The organism is Psychrobacter namhaensis (assembly GCF_016107545.1).
In the GTDB taxonomy this organism is placed as follows: Bacteria; Pseudomonadota; Gammaproteobacteria; order Pseudomonadales; family Moraxellaceae; genus Psychrobacter; species Psychrobacter namhaensis.
The window spans coordinates 20,017-38,754 of record NZ_JABASS010000011.1; the positions used below are offsets into that span (position 1 = coordinate 20,017).

General features: G+C 43.3%; 19 protein-coding genes. 12 read left to right on the forward strand and 7 right to left on the reverse strand.

All coding sequences use genetic code 11. From position 1 onward, the window contains the following. Positions 1-274: 274 nt before the first annotated feature. A complete protein-coding gene (locus JFC06_RS08945) occupies positions 275-979 on the reverse strand; it encodes a pseudouridine synthase (RefSeq protein ID WP_193005692.1) in 705 nt (234 codons plus the stop codon). Between the two features lie 197 nt (positions 980-1,176). Here JFC06_RS08945 and JFC06_RS08950 point away from each other — a divergent pair, with 197 nt between their 5' ends. The 4 genes from JFC06_RS08950 (at position 1,177) to JFC06_RS08965 (ending at position 4,165) form a co-directional block, all read left to right on the forward strand. Further along, on the forward strand, positions 1,177-1,773 hold the full coding sequence (locus JFC06_RS08950; protein WP_198334768.1) for a YigZ family protein: 597 nt from the start codon (positions 1,177-1,179) through the stop codon (positions 1,771-1,773). Between the two features lie 118 nt (positions 1,774-1,891). After that, the gene (locus JFC06_RS08955) at positions 1,892-2,914 is read left to right on the forward strand and encodes a YheT family hydrolase (protein WP_198334769.1); all 1,023 of its coding nucleotides are present in this window, start codon (positions 1,892-1,894) and stop codon (positions 2,912-2,914) included. Between the two features lie 60 nt (positions 2,915-2,974). Beyond that, a complete protein-coding gene (locus tag JFC06_RS08960) occupies positions 2,975-3,517 on the forward strand; it encodes an acyl-CoA thioesterase (protein WP_198334770.1) in 543 nt (180 codons plus the stop codon). A 270-nt stretch (positions 3,518-3,787) separates the two neighbouring features. Then, positions 3,788-4,165: a DsrE family protein gene (locus JFC06_RS08965; protein ID WP_198334771.1), complete on the forward strand. Its 378-nt coding sequence runs from the start codon at positions 3,788-3,790 to the stop codon at positions 4,163-4,165. 107 nt (positions 4,166-4,272) lie between these two features. On the opposite strand, the gene JFC06_RS08970 is transcribed toward JFC06_RS08965, so the two are convergent. Beyond that, complete coding sequence (locus JFC06_RS08970) at positions 4,273-5,373, reverse strand: hypothetical protein (RefSeq protein WP_198334772.1); 1,101 nt, start codon at positions 5,371-5,373, stop codon at positions 4,273-4,275. 1 nt (position 5,374) lies between these two features. Continuing rightward, a complete protein-coding gene (locus JFC06_RS08975) occupies positions 5,375-6,580 on the reverse strand; it encodes a hypothetical protein (RefSeq protein ID WP_198334773.1) in 1,206 nt (401 codons plus the stop codon). A gap of 377 nt (positions 6,581-6,957) precedes the next feature. Here JFC06_RS08975 and JFC06_RS08980 point away from each other — a divergent pair, with 377 nt between their 5' ends. Further along, positions 6,958-8,004 carry an NAD(P)H-dependent flavin oxidoreductase gene (locus JFC06_RS08980; RefSeq protein ID WP_198334774.1) on the forward strand — a complete coding sequence of 349 codons (1,047 nt, stop codon included), beginning with the start codon at positions 6,958-6,960 and terminating at the stop codon, positions 8,002-8,004. A gap of 1 nt (position 8,005) precedes the next feature. Here JFC06_RS08980 and JFC06_RS08985 read toward each other — a convergent pair whose 3' ends face one another. Further along, the gene (locus JFC06_RS08985; protein ID WP_198334775.1) at positions 8,006-8,956 is read right to left on the reverse strand and encodes an alpha/beta fold hydrolase; all 951 of its coding nucleotides are present in this window, start codon (positions 8,954-8,956) and stop codon (positions 8,006-8,008) included. A gap of 80 nt (positions 8,957-9,036) precedes the next feature. After that, positions 9,037-9,747 (reverse strand): aspartate/glutamate racemase family protein, encoded by a 711-nt coding sequence (locus JFC06_RS08990; RefSeq protein ID WP_198334776.1) that lies wholly within the window; start codon positions 9,745-9,747, stop codon positions 9,037-9,039. A gap of 84 nt (positions 9,748-9,831) precedes the next feature. Between JFC06_RS08990 and JFC06_RS08995 the strand changes: the two genes are divergently transcribed. From JFC06_RS08995 to JFC06_RS09025, 7 genes are all read left to right on the forward strand, one after another. Next, positions 9,832-10,008: a hypothetical protein gene (locus tag JFC06_RS08995; protein WP_198334777.1), complete on the forward strand. Its 177-nt coding sequence runs from the start codon at positions 9,832-9,834 to the stop codon at positions 10,006-10,008. Positions 10,009-10,012: 4 nt separating this feature from the next. Continuing rightward, positions 10,013-10,267 (forward strand): DUF2798 domain-containing protein, encoded by a 255-nt coding sequence (locus JFC06_RS09000; RefSeq protein WP_193006406.1) that lies wholly within the window; start codon positions 10,013-10,015, stop codon positions 10,265-10,267. Positions 10,268-10,349: 82 nt separating this feature from the next. Then, the gene (locus tag JFC06_RS09005) at positions 10,350-11,465 is read left to right on the forward strand and encodes a DUF2157 domain-containing protein (RefSeq protein ID WP_198334778.1); all 1,116 of its coding nucleotides are present in this window, start codon (positions 10,350-10,352) and stop codon (positions 11,463-11,465) included. After that, the gene (locus JFC06_RS09010) at positions 11,458-12,669 is read left to right on the forward strand and encodes a DUF4401 domain-containing protein (RefSeq protein WP_198334779.1); all 1,212 of its coding nucleotides are present in this window, start codon (positions 11,458-11,460) and stop codon (positions 12,667-12,669) included. Before JFC06_RS09005 ends, JFC06_RS09010 begins: the two co-directional genes overlap by 8 nt. Next, positions 12,666-13,298: a GDYXXLXY domain-containing protein gene (locus tag JFC06_RS09015; RefSeq protein WP_198334780.1), complete on the forward strand. Its 633-nt coding sequence runs from the start codon at positions 12,666-12,668 to the stop codon at positions 13,296-13,298. Before JFC06_RS09010 ends, JFC06_RS09015 begins: the two co-directional genes overlap by 4 nt. Positions 13,299-13,475: 177 nt before the next feature. Continuing rightward, entirely contained in the window at positions 13,476-14,453 is a 978-nt protein-coding gene (locus JFC06_RS09020) for a zinc-binding dehydrogenase (RefSeq protein ID WP_198334781.1), read from the forward strand. Between the two features lie 176 nt (positions 14,454-14,629). After that, positions 14,630-15,646, forward strand: coding sequence for a YhdH/YhfP family quinone oxidoreductase (locus JFC06_RS09025; protein WP_198334782.1), 1,017 nt, complete (start codon positions 14,630-14,632; stop codon positions 15,644-15,646). Positions 15,647-15,699: 53 nt separating this feature from the next. Here JFC06_RS09025 and JFC06_RS09030 read toward each other — a convergent pair whose 3' ends face one another. Together JFC06_RS09030 and guaA are read right to left on the reverse strand one after the other, a co-directional pair. Further along, positions 15,700-16,725, reverse strand: a complete 1,026-nt coding sequence (locus tag JFC06_RS09030; protein WP_198334783.1) for a hypothetical protein — start codon at positions 16,723-16,725, stop codon at positions 15,700-15,702. A 268-nt stretch (positions 16,726-16,993) separates the two neighbouring features. After that, on the reverse strand, positions 16,994-18,598 hold the full coding sequence (guaA, locus tag JFC06_RS09035) for a glutamine-hydrolyzing GMP synthase (RefSeq protein ID WP_193006415.1): 1,605 nt from the start codon (positions 18,596-18,598) through the stop codon (positions 16,994-16,996). Positions 18,599-18,738: the final 140 nt, after the last annotated feature.

The following is an 18,738-nucleotide window of genomic DNA, read 5'->3' on the forward strand; positions in this document are numbered from 1 at the left end:
GTGATCAACATAGTACTCATACCTAGCCTATAAAAAGCGAATGAGCCATATATTATGCAAAAACATATATTAAAAAGAAAGATAGACTGTAGCATGGAGTGGATTTTTGCAAAGGCTTAAAAACGCATTATTGCAAAATTGCTACCCAGCTTTAAGAGACAGGCAACACAGAGCGCTGTTAGACCTAGCTGACAGTGTACAGACAGCAAAAAGCAGCGGACGTTTGGTGCGCTGCTGATGGTTTTCGGGACGACTTTTTAGGGCAGTGTCTTACTTAAAACTTGGCGACTTCATCGGCTGTTAAGAAACGACTGTCGCCTTTGTCCAGACCGTCTAAGTTGATATGGCCAATGCTGGCGCGATGCAGCTCGATCACTTTATTACCAAAATACCCCATCATACGTTTGACTTGATGGTACTTGCCTTGCTCTAAGGTCAGACGCGCGTGCGTTTCATCAATGAACTCAAGAATCGCTGGCTTGGTGGGTTCGTGATCGCCTTCTAATAAGATCCCTTCGGCAACTTTTTTTACCGCTTTTTCTTGGGCGTCGCTATCCATCGCATCTGCTAAGGTCAGCTCATAGACTTTTGCATGCTCGTGCTTAGGGCTGGTGACACGGTGCAGCCAGCCGCCATCATCACTGATGAGCAGCGCGCCTGTGGTATCGACATCGAGTCGCCCAGCAATACGTAAGCTGCCAAGCTCTGGTACGGCGATCAGCTCGGTGACGATTGGGTACTCTTTGGCTTTTAAGGTACACTCAAACCCTTCAGGCTTATGCAGTAAAATATAGCGGTTACCAGTCGCGACCGATAATGGCTCGCCTGCCCACATCACATCGTCATTGACGATATCGACATGCAACCCTGGATCTTTGATGACTTGATCGTTTACCGTGATTTCGCCAGCGTGCATAATCTTTTTCGATTCTTTGCGCGACAGCTCAGTGGCTTTACTAATAAATTTATCTAGACGCATACTATTGACTACCATCCGTTTTATGATACCTACTCTGCCTCTAAAGCCAACGTCGCAAGTATGCACACTTATCTTGTTCGCTATCTTAACTGGTCAGAAGTGGTACTATAATAAAAAATAAAATGAACACTGCGCCAAATACGGACAGCAGTGAAAGTTAGACCAGTTTACCATATCCAACCTAGACCTGATGAAATATGAGCTATCAAACGCTAAAACGTGCTGTCAACGCGCGCTTAGAAATCAAAAAATCTGAGTTCATTGCTTACGCTTATCCCGTAACGTCACGTGACGACGCGATGTTTCACGTGGAACAATTACGCGAGCAATATGCGGACGCCCGTCATCACTGCTGGGCGTATATTATTGGCGATCCCAACAATACCACCAGCGCAGGTTTTGATGATGATGGCGAGCCAAACGGTACGGCAGGCAAACCCATTTTAAATGTTTTGCAGCATAAATCTATCGGCAACGTCATTATCATCGTGGTGCGTTACTTTGGCGGCATCAAACTGGGCGCAGGCGGCCTCACCCGCGCTTATGCAGGCTCAGCGCAAGCGGCCGTCGACCAAATGACATTGAGCCCGTATGTACCACTGCTGCAAGTGCAGATTTTGGCAGAGTTTGCGACCGAAGCGCAGTGCCGCTATGTGATCGACAGTCTAAACGGTCATATTGATGAGGTACATTATAGTAAACAAGTTACCCTGACTGCGACATTGGCTGCAGCAGATATAGACAGTCTAAAAGAACGCCTTGCGATGGATGGACGGGTCTTGGAGAAAACGTAAACGTTTTTGCGTCAGTGGTTTTGAGTAACCATGCGTTCACTGAAACTTGTTGGTTTTAACCATTGCTGACGTTATGATAACGCATTGCTTTTTAACGATAATTAAATAAGATCCCGCTATGTCCACTTCAAAACCAACCAACGCTTTCTCTCCAGCCCCTTTTAAACCGCCATTTTGGTTGAAGAATGCTCATCTACAAACGATCTTGCCTAGATTTATTGCGGCGAAAGCCCCTGAATATCGCCGCGAGCTGCTCAAAGACTCACTCGATGAGAGCGAGATTGCCTATGATTTTTATGATACTAATGAGACGCTGGCAGATCAGGGAAAATACCAAAAACCCCTAGTCGTCTTATTTCACGGTATGGAAGGCAGTAGCAACAGCCACTATGCGCGTACCCTCGCCCATGCCGTACAGCGTAACGACTGGCATTTTGTGGTGGTGCATTTTCGTAGCTGCGGCGGCGTCCCAGTCAAAGGCCAAGTGTTTTATCAAGCAGGTGACACCAGTGAACTTGAGCACGCACTACAGTATTTAAATCAGCAGTACCAAACGGTCTATAGTATTGGCGTGTCTTTGGGCGGTAATGCTCTGGCAAAATACATGAGTGAATACGGTGAGGCAGCGCTTTGTAAGGCCGCTGTGGTGGCATCTGCGCCTGTCGATCTGATCTCCTCCTCGCAGGCGATGGAGCGGTTTTTGGGTCGACGTATTTATACACCTTACTTGTTAAACCCCATTGTCAGCAAAGCCATCAAAAACAATTTGACCGAAGATGAGATTAAAGCCATTAAAGCCACCAACCGCATCAGCGAGTTTGATGATATCTTCACTGCGCCGCGGCATGGCTTTCGCTCCAAAAACGACTATTATTATCAAGCATCCGCGTTGCCGCATCTGATTCATATAGCCAAACCAACCTTAATCATCAGCGCCAAAGATGATCCATTCTTGGGTGCGACTGCCACACGTGGCGATGTGTCTAACAATGTGACCTTGATTGACACCGATCACGGCGGGCATATTGGGTTTATCAACTACCGCAATCGTAAATTTGATTTGGGTTGGCTGCCGAGTACAGCGATGCGTTTTTTTGTAGAAGCAACCAAGACCGATGATGACTCAGCGGCCTCTGCGTAAATCATCATAAGTCATCTGTGTTTCTAAGCTCTGCCCTATTTTCTCATTTAGAGTCCGATTATGTATCCATTTATCCGCTATGCCAGTATCATCGCTCATGCCGCCCTACAAGTAAAAAAAGGTCAGACCTTAACGCTGAAAGAGACCAGTGAGATTCAGTTTCGCTGCCGCTTGACGGATATCGATAACTTCTTAGAGATGAATAATGGTCGCGTGTTCACGCTGTATGATTTGGGACGTATCGACTTTGCGGTACGTACAGGACTTGGCAAGCAGCTATTGAAACAGCGTTGGGGGTTGGTCGTCGCTGGCAGTACCATCCAGTATCGCAAGCGTATTCGCGCCTTTGAAAAAGTCACGCTTAAAACCAAAATCGTTGGCATTGATGCGCGCTGGATGTATATCGAGCAGTCGATGTGGGTCAAGGGTAAGCCCTGCTCGTCTGCCATACTGCGTACGGGCGTGACCAAAGGCGGTAGAGTCATTGATACATCAAAAGTGCTCGCGGCGTTGGGTCAATCTGATTGGGAGTTACCGCCAACAGGTTACGTGGCCGAATGGATTGAGAGTGATGCTGAGCGTCCTTGGCCGCCGCAGGACTAGATGTGTGCTACGTCTCTCATCAAAGGGTTTGCCGATCTCTTATTCGTATTTATGCCAAACGCTTCTTGGGACTCGACTCGTTACAACTAAGTAACCTTATAGCTACTATTTCCTTACAATACATTATATTAATAAATATATTAATTGTTAGAGTATCAATAAGTATAGTCAGTTCAAGATAATTGGCTGGGCAAGTCTAATTCCCTATCTGATTTATGTAGAACTGACAGTATTATACGCACCTAAATAGGGTCTTATAAGGAGAGCGATATGGCTAACACGACGGATTATGTTGGTACATTATTTGATAATAGTGAATCAAACCCAAGCAAAATCACGCTAGCCTTTACCATGGCAGGTGTGGCCCTTAAAAAAGGGCACTCTGCCACTGTAATTTTGATGATGGACGCAGTACATCTGGCAAAACCACATGCGCTAGATAATATTGATATTGGAGATCCATTTGAGCCTGCTGGCGAATTGCTGGAAACCTTTATTGAAAAAGGCGGGCAAGTATTGGTCTGCGGCGCTTGCATGAAGCACAATGATGTGGAAGAGCCTGCCATCGACAAACGCTTTAACGTCATCAGTGGTGATGATGTAGTTGAACTATTGATGAATGCGACAGGATCATTGCAGTTGAATTAGTCATAAAAGTTGAAAAGTAAAGTTATAAGAATGGGTCAGTTTTCTTAGTCATCTTTTTAATGGCTTAGATAATTGGCTCTTTTTTTAGGATAAATCAGCCTTTGAATCTATTCTAGTGTAGTTAGAAAATCCTCGACAATCGAAACTACTAGCATTTCAAAATCGTTAACAATATCTGTTAGTTTTTCATACTCAGTATCTTTTATTATTTTGAAGTCGTGAACCACCAAATTCCTAACATCATAGATTAAATCCCCTATAGTGTTCCTAGGCTCTCTCTTACAACTATTCAGTAGCTCAACACAATTATCTTTTAGATTGGAATACTCAGACTGCTTCACAATATTTTCAGTTAAGATGTTAACCCTTGTTCTTTCTTTACGAGATGAGCTTATTCTTTCAATAAATTCATTTTTACTCATTTGATTATCGCTAAATTTTTTTATTATTTTATCTGATTTATTATCAAATATTATATCTATGCAGTATTCGACCACTTGATAAAGCAAATGAAATCTCAGTAGACTATGTTCTAAGTTTTTTAGATACTTAGTAAATAAATTATAAAGAAACTCATTCTCTCTAATGTTTATATCTGTTTCTTTCAATACAATTTTATCTTTATTTCTAATTTCATCAAGGAAGTACTTTTTATGACTAATACTTCTAGTATTTTCTATATGATTGTATTCATATTTAATCAAGCTAGGAAAGTAGTCATAAATATTTGATTCTGTAATCGAATTTAAGTTTTTTTTACATACTATAAAGACAATGACATCGTCTTCATATATATCAGATAAACTATATTTTTCTTTGTAATTAATAAATTCCTTATTGCAATTTAAAAGAATTAATAAAAAAGCTACAAATTTATACTTATTAAGATGTACATTATCGACGTAATCATGTTCCAAACTCTCTAAGTTAGATATTGTAAATATCCAACCAAGACAGTTTTTTACCGGCTTTCCATTTACAATTTTTTCTCCAAAAACCTGAAACACATCGTTCTCAGCTTTTAAATATTTATTTTCTAAAAGAATCAACTGATAATCATTCTTATCATATTCTGTATAAACTGTAGGCTTATACTCAAAATCTAGTGATGATTTTCTCTCGTTGTCATATATACGAAAAATATTTCTTGAATTTATTTCTTCAAACTCAACATCATTAAACTCTAATCCATTAAATTTTATAGTCATTTTATTGTGTCTTTCTAATATACATGGAGTAAGCCTCATCGACGGAACGATCAAAATTTAAATACGCGTCTCCTTTTTTGTCAAATAACTCACGAAATAAGTAGTGAAAAAACAAACGCTGATCATTACCTATTTTCGTAGCTGTTTTCCTTATTAAATCTAACTTAGTAATATAGTTATTGAAACCATTATTTACACCTATTGCGTTATCTTCTATTTCAGATAAGTTTATATCGTCGATTAAAACTAACACATCATCTATACTTTCAAGAGCATTGAAATCTATAAGCTTTCCTATAGCAGAGCCAAAACCAGTCATAACTTGAGGCTTCCTGAATAAGCCTATGATATCTTTTCCAAATGGTGATGTAGATAGTTCCGTTTCTAAAGTATTATCGTCAAATATCCAACCACTAGATTTACAAGATAAAATATTAATAAATTTATCAAATGCTTTTAAATAACTTAAGAATAAATCATCTTTTTGGCTTTTAGACTCTGAGGATAACTTATCTAAACTTTTAATATTTTCAAGCACAGTGCTCCTATCTATAGGAAGGTAATCTCTATCTAGATAAGAATTAAAACCTTCAACAATGTCTTTGAATTTATATTCACTTGGATTACTAGGTGATTTTTCATCTGACTCCATTATTAGCAATACTCCATCCAAATCTTTTTCTAGATAGTCGGAATAAAGAATTTCTATTTGATGTCTCATTGACATAGGAGTTTGACCAGTATTTAAAGTTAGCATTCTATACAAGATATCAGTCTTGCTCATTCCAAAATAAATCTCAATCCTCAGCTTTTGATTTTTTAGATTTTCAAGTCTAGAACTATCTTCAGAGTCGTTTAACTCTTTATATAAATCCCTGATCGTAAATGTTCTTTGGAGTCCATCCAGTATAATCAGTTTATCTTGTTTTTCTTGGATGTAGTCATTATATCTTTCTTGTTTGAGGTTTGAATTATCTTTAAATTCTTTATCAGAAATAGCTAAAACAATTGGAGGGATGATACAACCTACTACTAAGTCTTCTTTTAGCAAACTATACACAGTAGAAGAAGACTTTACTCTTCTCCTTTGAAACTTATTTTTAGTAAGAATTTCGGTTGATAATAAATAGTATTCTTCAATACTCATTTCAAAAAGAATATTAACCGCATTGATACGATTATCATGTATCTTACTTATTAATTCCACGTATTATCCCTTTTGTAGTTTGGTAATCAATTATTCAATGTTCTAAGAGTTATGAAAAATTTGAGCATTTCTCATTGTAGACATGCAAAGCATGCTTGAATGATATCAAAATTTATACATGAATGTGGATTATAATTTATCTTCCATAACTAATACCTACTCGTAAAGAAACTTAATAATCTTATTGAATTTATTAGTCAAAATACCATATCAACAGCTCAACTTAACTCTTAAGATATAGGTGTTTTAGCTAGGATCTCTCATGTAGTCCAAAACTTTCTGCCATATTCAGCAACTAAATAAACACTATCCAACACGCGCTCTGCCTTCCTCTGCTACAGTAAGTCATGCAAATATCCTAATAAAAAGGATCTATCATGAGCTTACTTAATACGCTTAACCTAACCTACCCCATCATCCAAGCACCAATGGCAGGCGGAGCGACCACGCCTGAGTTGATTGCCTGCGTCAGTAATTTTGGTGGGCTGGGATCGTTGGGTGCTGGCATGACCGCGCCAGATGTTTTGGATAGTCAAATCAATACGATTAAAACCATAACGGATCGCCCCTTTATGGTCAATCTGATGGTGTTGTCTGAGTATGAGTCGAGCACCTTTGATACGGCTATGCCTGCTTGGCTGAGTCAATATTACCAAGAGCATAATATAGAATTTACGTTACCTGAGCGTCCTGCACAACACTTTGCCGAACAGTTGCAAGTGCTCTATGACAATCCTGTGCCGGTCGCCAGTTTTACCTTTGGCATTATCAGTGCTGAGCAAGTTCAGCGGTTGCAGCGTCTAGGGACACGCGTCATCGGTACGGCCAATCATCCATTGGAAGCCAAGCTATGGGCGGATATAGGTGCGGACGCGGTGTGTGTACAAGGAGTGGAAGCAGGCGGTCATCGTGGCGGCTGGTTACCACAAAGCGAAACCGATCCTTTGGGATTATTGACGCTGATTGGCCAAACGCGCGTTTATACTGATATTCCGTTGATTGCAGCGGGTAGCATTATGACGGCACAGGATATCAGAGCGGTACAAACAGCAGGTGCTGAACTTGCGCAACTGGGGACGGCATTTTTAACCACAGATAAATGCGGTATCAATGGCACTTATAAACAAGCGCTACTTGATGCCAGTGAAAGGGCACGAAGTACTGAGACGCGCTTAACTCGCCTGTTTTCCGGCAAGCTTGCGCGTGGTTTATTAAACAACTATTTGCAAGATTTTGCACAATTTGAGAGCGAGCAGAACCTACCGCCCTACCCACAATTGAATGCCATGACCAAATTTATGCGGGCGGATGCGACTAAGCGCTTGGACGCAGAGTATCAATCTTTGTGGGCAGGACAAGGCGTCGCTTTGGTTAGAGATGAGAATACAACGACATTGCTAAAGCGCCTGGTAAAAGAATTATAGCTTACTTATCTTTAAGCCCTGCCCGAAACCTTTTATAATCCTCCGCCGTCTGATCTACTGCTTCTACCATCGGTATGTGGCCAACCTTAGGCATCGTAATGACCTTCGCTTGCGGCATTAATTGTTTCATCACGACTGCTGTCTCAGGCTTTATAATTTTGTCCTCAGCACCCCAAACGACAAGCGTTGGAATATTGTGTTGAGCAATGACTTTGGCGCGTGCTTCCACATCGTCTTCCGTGATCTGCTTAAGGATGTTGGCATGCAGCTCTCGGTTGGCAATGTTGCTCTGAGCAAAGACGGCTTGCACGGTTTTGGGAATATAGGGCGGGTCGTACATGACCAAATCATATAAGGCAAAATAGTCATCCGCATTCTTGACCAACAGCGGGCTATCTTCAAGACTACCATCGCCAAACCTGTCTTCTGGAAACCCTGCTGACCAAAAGCCACCACTGTCGAGTAACCATAAGCTTTTGACGCTATCAGGGTACATGGCTGCGTAGGCGACACTGATACCGCCGCCCATCGAGTTACCGCCTACATGGATACTACCAGCCAAGCCTTTAGCTTGCATGAGCTCGTGCAAACGCTGCGCTTGGGCATCCGTACGGTAGTCGGCTTGCTGCGGCTTACTCGACTCGCCAAAGCCCAACAAGTCAGGAATGATTAAATGATAATCTCCCAATTCTTTAGCAATACGGGTAAAGTTATCTTTGTTCGCCCCAAAGCCATGGATCAATAACAAAGGCTCACCATTTAAGTTACCGCCTTCTAGGTAGGTCATGGTATCGCCAGACGCCAGTGTAAATACCTTTTTTTCAAGGTCGGCTTTATTTCGCTCATACTGTACGAGCTTTTGGGCGGTGTTGACTGTCACGGTATTGGGTGTGGTACATCCTACGACCGAAACCAATAGTAACGCGGTGATACTGGCGCGCAATAATGTCATCAAAATCTCCTTATTCATCATAGACAAAAAGCTTATCGCAATTTTTAACTCGCCATAAAACTATAGCGGATAACGACCCATTAATCTTTATTTAATAAGAACGCAACAGCCGCTTTTGCATGAATAGCCGTGGTATCAAAAACGGGCAACGGACTGTCCGCTTGCGTGATCAATAGGCCAATCTCTGTACAGCCTAGTATCACACCTTCAGCGCCTTGCTCAGCAAGGGCTTTGATGACATCGACGTAATAGTGACGCGAACTGTCTTTTATTTGCCCTTGGCACAGCTCCTCATAGATAATGCGATGTACTTCTGCTCGTGCCTCCTCTTCTGGTATCAGTACTTGCAAGCCTGCATCCATCAGACGCTGCTTATAGAAGTCTTGTGTCATGGTAAATTCGGTGCCGAGTAAAGCAATCTTGGTCAGGTTTTGTTCTTTGATCGCATTAGCAGTCGCATCAGCAATATGAATTATGGGTAAATTGGTCGCCTCTTGTACATTATCCATAACTTTATGCATGGTATTGGTCGCGATTAACAGTCCTTTCGCGCCAGCCGCTTGCAAGCGTGTGCCACTACTTGCCATGATGTTACCCAACTCATCCCATGCGCCTTGCGCTTGTAACGCACCGATTGGCGCAAAGTCCACACTATGAATGAGTAGGTCTGCTGAATGTAGACCGCCAAGCTCAGCCTTGACCCCTTCATTAATCAGACGATAATAGCTTTGGGTACTCTCCCAGCTCATACCACCGATGATGCCCAGTGTGTTTTGTTGCTGATTTGGCATGTACACCCTCACATTTGTCGGTTTTTTAGTACGGTAGACTCAGTTTTTTAGCATACTTTTTTTATAGAAGCAGGACAATATAATATGGCAAAGGCCAAAGTTAGTAATAACGATTTTACCCGCTTATCATCACAAGATATCATGAGCGCTACTAGCCGACCATCTCGTGACTCACGAGCATTTATCTGCTCACCATTATCTGCATTATACGTGCCAGCATTATCCACGGCGCGTAGCGATCGCCCTGTAGGACACCCTTAATATTATGGCCAAACTCCCTCTCATCAGAATACGCATACGGCGCAAGTACTACCGCCTTATTTTTACCGGTCTTATGGCATTGATGATGTCTTTGATTATTTCGTCAGCGTTACTACTCGTCAAAGTCGGCTACGTCGATGGCTTCTTTACCGAGCTTTTGCACTCCTGGGGTCTGGCCTTTATTTTTGCGTGGCCAAGTGCTTATGTCTGTGCCTATATGGTGCAAGAGCATGTGCTCAGTCACATTGAGTTTTATTAAGTAAGCACAGCCCACAAGTGATATCACTACCTCATAAAAACCGCTAAGATAGTCTGCAAATTGTTCTTAATGAGAGAGTGCTATGAGTCAACCAAAGCGCACTATTGAGCATTTACTAAAACACGGCACGCTCCCCATCAGCCGCGTCGATGCAGCGGCTACCCACCTTGGAATCTATCCCACTAAGCAGACATGGCTGGCGTTTTTTGATAAAGCACTGCTGGTTATTGGCGCGGTGGCACTGGTCCTGTCTCTTGTTTTCTTTATCGCCTACAACTGGCAAAACATGGGCAAGATGGGTAAATTTGCTTTGGTTGAAGGAGCGTTGGTCATCACCATCGCTCTCTACGTTGGTCTTCATTTTACAAGACGGTTTAGACAACGATTCCAGCTTATTCGCCAGTTATTACTGCTCATCGCCAGTATTATTACTGGTAGCTTATTGGCTTTATTTGGGCAAATTTATCAGACGGGCGCAGATACTTGGCAGTTATTTTTCATATGGGCCTTATTGATTACGCCATGGGTCATGATCGCGCGTTTTCCTGCGCTGTGGCTGCTGTGGCTGGCGCTTATTAATACCTGCTTAATGCTGTACTTCGATGTCACCAGCTTGCCGTTTATCAACGCAGGCTTTCAACATCACTTTCAGGTAGCGATCCTGTCGCTATTGAACCTTATCGCCTTATACGGCTGGCTCAGCGTTTTTGATCATCAACGCGCCACTTTTTCTAGTCATCCTTTTGATACTACGACTCACAATAGTAATACTGCTATTAGCGTAACAAGTGTGCAAAAAACAACCAGTTTACACTGGAGTACGTATGTCGTCGGTTTCTTGAGCACCTGCTTTGTGACGTACCTTGTCACTATCAGTGCCTTTGACGATGGTCCTATTGTAGTCACGCTGATGTCGATCACACTATGGTTAGGCTGGTGCGGGTTTATGCTTTGGCATTTTTATCAGCGCCGCGTGGATTTACTCATGCTCACTTATCTGGCGTTTTCTCTTATTACTGGGGTGATGGTTTGGGTAGGACGATGGCTGTTGGACGATGCTAACGCCGCTGGCTACTTAATATTAGCCCTGCTGCTGATTGGGATGAGTTCAGCCGCAGTGATATGGCTACGCAACGCTGCGCACTTAGATAGGGATAATAAAACCCAGCCAATCAAAAGAGGCGCAGACGATGAATGAAAAGATGAATAAAGAGAGGCAAGTACTGGCTGAGCTAAAAAACCTTGGTGTCATTGATCGCAACTTGTCTGATGCCAATGAAATGAGCGCAGAGATAGACAGCAGCAAAAGGGCTAATGACGATCCTTGGTTCTTACAGGTATTTTTTGGCTTTAGTGGTGTCTTGGCGAGCTTGTTTTTCATTGGGTTTTTATCACTCATATTATGGGAAACCAATGTTTTCGACAGTACGCTCGGTGCATTTGTTATCGGCCTATTACTGAGTGTCGCAGGATTGGGGTTATTTAAAAACAAGCATATGCGCCGCCACAGTTTTTGGGCCAGTTTGGCCTTTGCCATCAGCGCTGCGGGTCAGTTATACCTCATTTTTGCATGGTTGGACGCCGACATAGACCAGCCTCTGAGTATCTGGCTATTTTTGCTGTTTCAGAGCGCAGTGACCATCATGATGCCAAACTTCGTGTATCGTTTGTTAAGTAGTATGGCCGCACTGGGCAGTATGGTCTATCTGCTTAATTATTATCAGCTGACCGAGGTCAGTTTGGCGCTACTGGCACTGATTACTATTGGGGCCAATCTACAACGTTATACGCTATTGCGTTACGCTCCTAGCAAGTGGCGCTTAAGTGCTTTTGAGGTCAGTAAAGCGCTCATGTATGCCAGTGCGTTGACACTGCTTGTCTTCTCAGTCTATGTGGTTGCGGGCGAGTCCAGATCCCTCTTGGTAGACAGCAATGAGGCATTTCACTATAACTACCTCGTCGCACAAGGGCTGCTGGTAGGGGCGAGTCTATATGCGGTCTACCTTATTCTTAAACGTTACAATGTCAAACTATGGTCAAAACATGGCGTTATCGCGGGCGGCGCCACCATCGTTCTTGGCATAACGTCGATTTATGTCTCAGGCTTACTGGCCACCAGTTTGCTTATCATTATCGCCATAGCCAACAGTCAGCGCACCCTGTTAGGCCTCAGCGTTTTTGCCTTGGTTTGCTACGTGTTTTGGTATTACTATCAGCTCGATACCTCCTTACTCGTTAAGTCCGGCTCGATGCTCATCATCGGCATCGTCCTGTTGCTACTGCGCTGGCTCGTCATCAAACGGTATTTTATGGATAATCTCACTGCTCCTGTTGCTGATGATCTTACCCGTCATACAAAGCCACCAAGCAGCATTACCAATAGTCAGGAGCGTCAGCCATGACAGACAATATCTTGACTAAACGTGCGTCTAAGCCCGCCTCCAAGCCCTCCACGCCCCCCAATCATTGGAGCCAAAAACGCGTATTTACCATTGCCGTTGCTCTATCTGGACTAATATTAATTTTAATCGTCATGACGCTCAGTGTGGTGAAATATGAGACGCATCTTATGACTGGCGATACGGTGTTATTAGAGCTCGCTCCAGTAGACCCGCGTGGCTTTATGCAAGGGGATTATATGACGCTTCGTTATGACTTGGAGCGTGATATTTTGGAGAGATTGGCGACAGCTAGTGACCGCGAAAAACCCTCTGATGGCTATGTGATAGTCGCCTTAGATGAACACAACGTTGGCCACTTTGTGCGCTTGGCTGACAGCCATCAGCCTGCCACTTTAGCTCATAATGAGAAAGCCATTCATTACCGTAGGCGTCATAGCTCGATACAGATTGCGACCAACGCTTACTTCTTTCAAGAAGGGAATGCCGAGGCTTTTGAGGCAGCAGAATACGGTGTGTTTCGTCTCAACGATAATGGTGAGCCGCTACTGGCAAGTCTAGCCAACGAAGCGTTTGAAGTGTTAGAGCCAAAAGAGCGGATTAAAACGCCATTGGATAACCCACCCGACTAGACGATGACAACTTGGTGAGAAGTCATGGATAACCTTACTTAACCAAATAAGTACTGATAACGATAAGGTGGTCTTGCTACTGTGGTGATCGAATTGTACGCTTCTCTATGGAGCGTTGATTGCTAATAACCTAATAACTAAAGTACGATTACTCAAAAATAAATAAAGGAAATTAACATGCGTAGTGCCACTTATAACACCTTTGGTAAACCCACTGAAGTATTGAGCCTAGGCGATAGCCCTGTCCCTGAGCCAAAAGCGGATGAAGTCCGTGTCAAAACCATGCTGGCCTCTATTCACAATCATGACCTGCTGACCATTCGTGGACAGTATGGCTTTAAGCCTGAGCTGCCAGCAATTGGCGGTAGCGAAGCGGTTGGGATTGTCGATGCCATCGGCGATGATGTCAAAAATGTCAAAGTCGGTCAGCGCGTCGCTGCTGCTAGTGTACAAGCCACATGGGCTGAGTACTTCGTCGCTGCAGAAGATATGGTGTTCGCCGTTCCTGATGACTTAGAGGACGAAATAGCCGCTCAGCTTATCGCCATGCCCCTTAGTGCCTTGATGGTGATCGAATTTTTAGAACTAAAAAGCGGGCAATGGGTTATCCATAATGCAGCCAATGGGGCGGTCGGTACCTCACTCGCCATGCTGGCAGCAGCGCGCGGTATCAACACCATCAACGTCGTCCGTAGTGCTGATGCCGTAGCAGAATTAGAAGCGCTCGATATCAAAAACAACATCAACTCATCAGATGAGGACTGGAAAGATCAAGTCCGTAAAATCATTGGCGACGATAAAATCAGCGGCGCGATTGACTCTGTCGGCGGCGAGTCCAGCAACGACTTGCTATCGTTACTGGGGCATGGGGGCACATTGGCATCGTTTGGTATTATGTCAGGGCAACCAATGGCGCTCGACCCAACCAATATCATCTTTAAACAAGTGACTATCAAAGGGTTTTGGGGCAGTAAAATCAGTCAAGAGATGAGCGTTGAAAACAAACAGCGTTTGATTGATGAGCTGATCGAGCGCGCGATCAACGGCAACCTCAAACTACCGGTTGAAGCAACTTTTGATTTGGCCGATATCAAAAAAGCGGTCGATGGCAAATTGCAGTCAAACAAAAACGGCAAGGTATTGCTTAAGCCTTAATAAGTAACGCATCCTCACATTGATGGCTAAACCCGTCCCCTCAAAACACAGATAAAAGCCCATTCGTATTAATATAACAATACAGTGGGCTTTTTTTGTTTTAATGATATAGGTAAGTCATTAATAGTGACCGCCAATAATGTCTATCAATAATAATGTTTAATAAGGATATAACCATGTCTAACAACACAGCATCAAACACCACGTTTAAAGCCTTGGTCGTCGAAGAGACCAATGACGGTGAGTTTAAAAAAAGTATCAAAGAACGCAATGTCAGTGACTTGCCAGACAATGACCTGCTAATTGAGGTACATTACTCCTCGCTCAACTATAAAGATGCGATGTCGGCTTCGGGTAATAAAAGAATCACCAAACACTATCCGCATACGCCCGGTATTGATGCTGCTGGTGTGGTCGTCAGCGACAAATCTGGCACCTTCACCGAAGGCCAAAAGGTGGTGGTATTTGGTTATGATCTGGGCATGGATACGCCGGGTGGCCTAGGGCAAATGATTTCTATACCTACCGACTGGGCCATAGAATGTCCAGAGTCCTTGACGCTAAAAGAAGCCATGATCTATGGTACAGGCGGCTTAACGGCAGCCTTAAGCGTGCAAAAATTAGAAAAAATGGGCGCAAAACCAAGTGATGGTGAGGTCGCTGTCACTGGTGCAACGGGCGGCGTCGGTAGTATCAGTATCGCTATCTTAAAGCAGCTCGGCTATGACGTCATCGCCTTCTCAGGTAAACCTGAACAAAGCGAGCATCTAAAAGAGCTTGGCGCAAGCGAGGTACGTCATCGCGACACCATCAATGAGATCGGTAGCAAACCTATCGGCCGTGAGCTGTGGGCCAATGCCATCGATACGGTAGGCGGCGATTATCTAGCAAACTTGCTCAAACAAACCAAAGCTGGCGGCGCGGTCACCAGTTGCGGGCTGGCGGCATCACCTGAGCTCTCGATGACGGTAATACCTTTTATCACTAGAGCGGTATCCCTGCTCGGTATCGACTCGGTATATATTCCATTGACGGACAAAAAGGCCATCTGGGAGCGTGTCGCCACCGACATGAAACTGCCCAATCTCGAAAGCTATGGCGAAGAGATTACGCTAGAGCAGACACCAGAGTATTTAGATAGATTTATCGCTAGCAAAACCGTGGGGCGTTATGTGGTAAATGTAAAGGGTTAGATAATATACGCTTTCACTTAAAAACCATACTAAACTTAGATCCAGTATGGTTTTCATTTTATAAAGAATAACCACATAAACGTGTTGTATATTGCAGACGTAATCAAACCATTTATTATTGCAACTTTATTCTGGTTCCAATAATTGCTGATAAAAAGCATTGAGCCCTCAATATTATTAACAAAAACAAAGCTCTTACTTGATAAATCTAAGTCTTTATCTAAATATTTTTGAAGGAGGTATAATGAAACTATAGCCTCTATTATAAAGTAATCATAATATTCTGAAAAAACTTTCTTTAAGGATTTTTGGGTTGTTTCAGACAAGTCATTGAAGTCATCTACAGAAGATACTTCATCACTTATCCTTGCATCTATCTTTTGAACTTCAGCCAAAGAATCCTCTATTAGTCTAGTTGCTTCATCATAATTTTGTATCCATAGTTTTTCATTTGGGAAATTCTTTAGTCTATATATTGCTTTAAAAGACTCAAGGTTACGTAACGATTCAAGCTGCTTAACTATACCAGCATATTCTGAGATGGTTGATTCAGTAATAATTCTAGATGTTTGCAGCTCTCTCACAAGATTAGCAAACTCACTTCCATTAAACGCCTTGCCAACTGTATTGAGAGAATCTCTCAATGGCTCTATCGATTTTCTGAATTGACTGAATGATTTCATCGCATCTTTATACACATTATTTCTATCCATGCCTTGCCTAGCACTTTCTGCCGCGCGCATGACATTGTTGTTCGCACTCAGACTTCCTGTGATGTGAAGAAAAGTATCTTGCACAGCCATTGCTTCTGGGACTCTCAACTGAGCATTCATTGCTATTGCACTATGGTCTACAACACTACTAGAAGCGAAATCCACTGGTTGAACAGCTTTTCTTGCAATATCCGCAATACTCACAGTTGGGTTAAGACGCTCATACTGGCTTGCTATTCCCTGTATACTATTTATTTTTTCGAGCTGGTAGGATAACGGGTTCATTTGACTCTGAACTTTATCAAACATTTCACTAATTTCTAACATCGATGGTAGTCTGTGTTCTTTTATAGGTTCTTCATCCATTTCCAAATTCCTTTTACTGAACCATTTTTAATTGTCCAAAATCAATTTCAAAGATAGCACAATAGTTAGTGAAACAGAGCACTAACCTTTACTTGTCTTCTACTTCTTTGGATCACAAAAAAAACACCCAACCAAGTTGAGTGCTTTTTTATTTATGACAAAATGTATATCAATTCAAAAAATTTGAGTAGCAAGGAAAACGAGTGATAGCACTACATTAAGTAGGCTGAACGAGTTTGACGATGCTAATCAGATTTTTGGTTTGATATTATTCCCATTCAATCGTTGCTGGTGGCTTGCTCGATACATCATAAGTCACGCGTGAGACGTCTTTGATTTCATTCATGATGCGGTTTGATACCGTCTCAATCAAATCATACGGCAGATGGGCAAAGCGCGCGGTCATAAAGTCTACGGTCTCAACCGCACGTAGCGCAATCACCCACGCATAGCGGCGGCCATCACCGACCACGCCGACCGATTTGATCGGTTGGAACACCGCAAACGCTTGCGCCGTCTTGTCATACCAGCCTGAACGCTCAAGCTCTTGCATAAAGATGGCATCGGCCAAACGCAGGATATCGGCATATTCTTTTTTCACTTCGCCCAAGATACGCACACCCAAACCTGGACCTGGGAATGGATGACGATAGATCATTTTTTCTGGCAGACCCAAAGTGATACCCAGCTTGCGTACTTCGTCTTTAAAGAGGTCACGTAACGGCTCAACCAACTCAAACGCCAAGTCATCCGGCAGACCGCCTACATTGTGGTGGCTCTTAATGACGTGCGCCTTACCTTGATGCGACTTGGCAGATTCGATCACGTCAGGATAGATCGTACCCTGCGCCAAGAACTCAACGACTTTGCCATCGCTTTGCTCACTCACTTCGCGCGCACTATTGGCGAATACGTCGATAAAGGTCTTACCAATGATTTTACGTTTTTTCTCTGGATCAGACTCACCCGCCAGCGCATCTAAGAACAAATCTTCGGCATCGACACGAATGACTTTAACACCCATGTTTTCGGCAAACACTTGCATGACTTGATCGCCTTCATGCAGACGTAAGAGGCCATTATCAACGAACACACAAGTCAGCTGATCGCCAATGGCTTTGTGCAAAATTGCCGCGACCACTGAACTGTCGACACCGCCTGATAATCCTAGTAATACTTGCTTGTCACCGATTTGCTCTTTTAACTGCTCGACACGCATATCAATGATGTTGTCAGGCGTCCACTCACCTGCACACTCGCAGATCTGATGGACAAAACGGCTGAGCAACGCTTGCCCTTGTAAGGTATGCGTGACCTCTGGGTGGAACTGCAGACCGTAATATTGCTTATCATCATTGGCCATGATCGCAATCGGACAGCTTGGCGTACTGGCGACGATGTCGAAGCCTTTAGGGGCTTCTATTACTTTGTCGCCATGACTCATCCACACATTTAGCTTGGCTGACTGACCGTCAGTTTTGCTGTCTTCAATGCCTTCAGTCAGCTGCGAGTGACCATTTACTTCGATCGTCGCGGCACCAAACTCATGAATGTCACTGGCATGAACCTGTCCACCGAAACGATCCGCCATCGCTTGCATACCATAGCAAATACCCAAGACTGGTACGCCCAAGTCAAACACCGCATCGTTGATACGTGGGCTGTCGTCTGCATGTACGCTTTCAGGACCACCCGATAGGATGACGCCTTTTGCGCCAAAATCGATGATGCGCTGGCTGTCGATATCATAAGGGAACATTTCACAAAACACCCCAGAGTCGCGCACACGGCGGGCGATCAGCTGGCTGTATTGCGAGCCAAAATCGAGAATTAAAATGCGGTCTTCTTTGATTGCAGGCGTGGCAGTGGTCATAGATCGATATCCATCAATAGATAAATTGGTGCCCTATTTTAACAAGTTTAGACACGCTATTGGCTATTAGATGTTCAATTATTCACAGTTATGTATAAATATTTCATTTTTAGGAAGGTAAGCGCGAAAAAAGAAGGTCA